Source organism: Frankia sp. CoWAU3, from assembly GCF_977971855.1.
Window position 1 is genome coordinate 1 of sequence record NZ_CDWWXB010000289.1, and the last position, 3407, is coordinate 3407.

General features: G+C 69.7%; 5 protein-coding genes and 1 pseudogene. All 6 read left to right on the plus strand.

The features are described from left to right. Nucleotides 1–242 precede the first annotated feature (242 nt). Nucleotides 243–611, plus strand: coding sequence for a helix-turn-helix domain containing protein (locus AC08ON_RS17280; protein ID WP_476608602.1), 369 nt, complete (start codon nucleotides 243–245; stop codon nucleotides 609–611). An 80-nt stretch (nucleotides 612–691) separates the two neighbouring features. Next, a complete protein-coding gene (locus tag AC08ON_RS17285) occupies nucleotides 692–1270 on the plus strand; it encodes a DDE-type integrase/transposase/recombinase (protein ID WP_476608603.1) in 579 nt (192 codons plus the stop codon). Further along, a complete protein-coding gene (locus tag AC08ON_RS17290; RefSeq protein ID WP_476608604.1) occupies nucleotides 1267–1488 on the plus strand; it encodes a hypothetical protein in 222 nt (73 codons plus the stop codon). The genes AC08ON_RS17285 and AC08ON_RS17290 overlap by 4 nt, the downstream gene beginning before the upstream one ends. Beyond that, nucleotides 1485–1889, plus strand: coding sequence for a type II toxin-antitoxin system VapC family toxin (locus tag AC08ON_RS17295; protein WP_476608605.1), 405 nt, complete (start codon nucleotides 1485–1487; stop codon nucleotides 1887–1889). Before AC08ON_RS17290 ends, AC08ON_RS17295 begins: the two co-directional genes overlap by 4 nt. A 312-nt stretch (nucleotides 1890–2201) precedes the next feature. Next, nucleotides 2202–2441 carry an anti-sigma factor family protein gene (locus AC08ON_RS17300; protein WP_476608606.1) on the plus strand — a complete coding sequence of 80 codons (240 nt, stop codon included), beginning with the start codon at nucleotides 2202–2204 and terminating at the stop codon, nucleotides 2439–2441. A gap of 258 nt (nucleotides 2442–2699) precedes the next feature. Further along, nucleotides 2700–3314 (plus strand): annotated as a pseudogene (locus AC08ON_RS17305) (IS6 family transposase); the annotation flags it as partial. Nucleotides 3315–3407: the final 93 nt, after the last annotated feature.

The window sequence follows — 3407 nt, forward strand, 5'->3', positions numbered from 1 at the left end:
CGCGGTGGCGGCGGTGGTGGGGGCCGCGGTGGCGGTCGCCGTCCGTTGGCCGTCGCTGGCGGGGGTGTCGCCGTGGCTGGCGGCGGTGGCGGTGACGAACGGGACCCTGCTCGCCCCCTCGATGATCACCTCTGGGGTGTCGTCGCCGTGATCGTGGATCAATACGAGTTGTCTCTTATGCCGGATAGCCGCTGGTTGGGAGCCTGCGCGGGTCGTGTGTCCACGGACGCGGAGGAGGCCTGGTGGCCGACGAGGAGACGCAGAGCAGGGTGGAACGGGCGCGGGAGAGCGCCCTGTTCCGTTACATGCTGGTCAGGGAGGCGGCGGACCCGGCGCTGACAGGGCGGCAGCGGGGCGCGATGGTCCGCCGGATCGCCGCTGCCGAACACGTCGGGCCGGACGGGAAGCCGATGCGGGTGACCCGCTGGACGCTGGACCGGTGGATCCGGGCCTGGCGGGCGGGCGGGTTCGACGCGCTGGTCCCCACGCCGCGGCAGGCGGCGCCGCGGACCCCGGCCGAGGTGCTCGAGCTGGCGGCGGGCCTGCGGCGGGAGAACCCGCAGCGCACGGCGGCGCAGGTCCGCCGGATTGTGGCCACGCAGCTGGGCTAGGCGCCGGACGAGCGCACGCTGCAGCGCTACTTCACCCGGATGGGCCTGGGCCCCCGCCAGTTGGCCGCCGGCCGGCCGGCGTGTTCAGCCCGTTCGAGGCGTCCCGGCCGAACGAGATCTGGACCGGGGATGCTCTGCACGGTCCCCGCCTCGCCTGCCGCAAGACGTTCCTGTTCGCCTTCATCGACGACCATTCGCGGGTCGTCGTCGGCTACCGGTGGGGCCATGCCGAGGACACCGTCCGGCTCGCCGCCGCGCTGCGCCCCGCGCTGTCCGCCCGCGGCGTCCCCGAACGGATCTACGTCGACAACGGCTCCGCATTCGTCGACGCCTGGCTGCTACGCGCCCGCGCCAAGCTCGGGATCAAACTCACGCACTCGGCCCCCGGCCGGCCCGAGGGCCGCGGCAAGATCGAACGATTCTTCCGCACCGTCCGCGACCAGTTCCTCGTCGAGATCGCCGGCGCCGGCGGCGACGGCCCCGGCTACGGAGACTCGGCCGAGTTCCGCCAAGATCTCACCGACCAGAACCTGGTCTACGTCGTCGGCGCGGCCCACACCGCGACCGTGGCGGCCCTGCGGGCTGCGATCCGCCGTTCAGCTCGCGTCCCGGCGGATCTCAGTGGCTGGCCACGCGTCGGCCGTATCCTCAACAGGTGAGCACCTTGCGGGACGAGCTGCACAGTCTGATCGACCGCCTGCCCGAATCGCAGGTGGCGCCGATCCTGGCTCTCGTGCGCGAGAGCGCACCCGCCGCGGGCGGCGGCGACGAGTGGCCATTGCCGGATTTCGTCGGCGCGTTGGCCAGCGGCAAGGGCGACCTCGCCGACCGTTCGGCTGAGATCCTGCGCGCGGAGCTCGGGCGCAATCCCGAGTGATCGTCTGGGACACCAGGCCGCTGATCGCCGCCGCCGACACCGACGACGAGCACCACGCCCGCAGCGTCGCTCTCATGCGGCACACGCCCCGGCCGCTACTCGTTCCCTATCCCGTCCTGACCGAAGTCTGCTTCATGCTCGAACGAGAGAAGGGCACCCGTGCCGAAGCCGCGTTCCTGCGCTCCATCAGCACCGGACAGATCAGCCTGATCCCGCTTGCTCGCCAGGACCTCGACCGGATGGTCGAGCTGGTCGAGAAGTACAGCGACTTCCCGCTCGGCGCCGTCGACGCCTCCGTGCTCGCGATCGCCGAACGCCTCGACGCGGACGCCATCGCGACCCTCGACCGCCGGCACTTCTCCGTCGTCCGCCTCACGAAGCCGGTCGCACTGCTGGCATGACCTTGTTGACACGCCGGCCAGCCCTGATTCCGGTAGCAGCCCGCCGATATGCGGTGGATCTTCAGCATTCCCGCCACCAGGCCGCAGGCTGCGATGGTCCACTGCGAAGCCCGAGCCCGAGCCCGAGCCCGTGGTCGGGCACGCGACGCCCAGGACCGCGTCCGCCACATCCTCGTAACTGGTCACTGTAGTTGATCTAGATCGCCGGCCTTGATGATCAGGTGAGGTCCCCCGGCCGGTGAGGTGTCGGACGCGGCTGCTCACGACAACCACCCGGTTGACACGCGAGCTTCGGTGCCGGGTCATACTTCTGTGGACGAGCTTGTCGAGGTGGTCACGGACTATCTCGAAGGAACGCTGGACGCGGACACCCGCCGCCGGTTCAGCGAGCATCTCGAACTGTGCGACGGCTGCGACGCCTATGTCGAACAGATGCGGGAGACGGTGCGGGTCACCGGCACCCTGGCGGAGGACGACCTGCGGCCGGACATGCGCGACAAGCTGCTCGCGGCGTTCCGTGGCTGGAAGGCGGGCACCACACCGTCCGCATGACGGCCGGACCTCCAGGCCAGCTGGCGCCGGCGTCGGGGAATGCCAGGAATCGACAAGGGCGTGTAACGCTTCTGCTTCCAGAGCAACCAAGCCACCGTGAGCGATTCGCGCCGGGAGCCTGATACGTCCACCCCGATACCTCGCCGCCACAGGTTGACGTCACCCGCACACAGAATGTGACACCACCTTACGTTCTGGGGGGCTGTTGCATCGGCGGAGTCCGTTGTCCGACGGCTGCCGATCGGTCATGATCGGGTGATGCGTCGACGTCGTGGCTGTCCACCGGTTCCGACGTCGGAGTTTGCGGGGTTCCGGTTCCCACCGGAAGTGATCGTCCTGGCGGTCCGCTGGTATCTGCGGTTTGCCCTGTCGTACCGGGATGTCGAGGAGCCGCTCGCCGAACGCGGCCTCGATGTCGATCACGTCACGATCTACCGGTGGGTGCTGCGCTGTACGCCCTTGCTGGTCGAGGCGGCTCGTCCGTGTCGGCACCGGCCTGGGGACAGGTGGTTCATCGACGAGACCTACGTGAAGGTCGCGGACCGGTGGACGTACCTGTACCGGGCCGTTGACCAGCATGGCCAGGTCATCGACGTCCTCGCCAGCACGCGCCGCGCCCAAGCCGCCGCCCGCCGGTTCTTCGTCCAGGCGCTGTCTCATGGCCGGCGGCCGGTGGCGGTCACCACCGGCAAGGCCCCGGTCTACCCGCGGGTCCTTGACGATCTGGTGCCCGAGGCCTGCCACGTCGACACCGCTCGGGAGAACAACCGGATCGAAGCCGATCATGGCCGGCTCAAAGCTCGGCTGCGGCCGATGCGCGGGCTGAAACGGCTCCGCTCGGTCCAAACTGTCAGTGCCGGGTATGGTCGGGTAACGGGCAGGGCCGCGCAGAGATCACGCTACGTTGTGATCGGTGATGTTTTGTAGACGTGCTGTGGGGTGACTCGGGGTGCCCTGGGCGACACA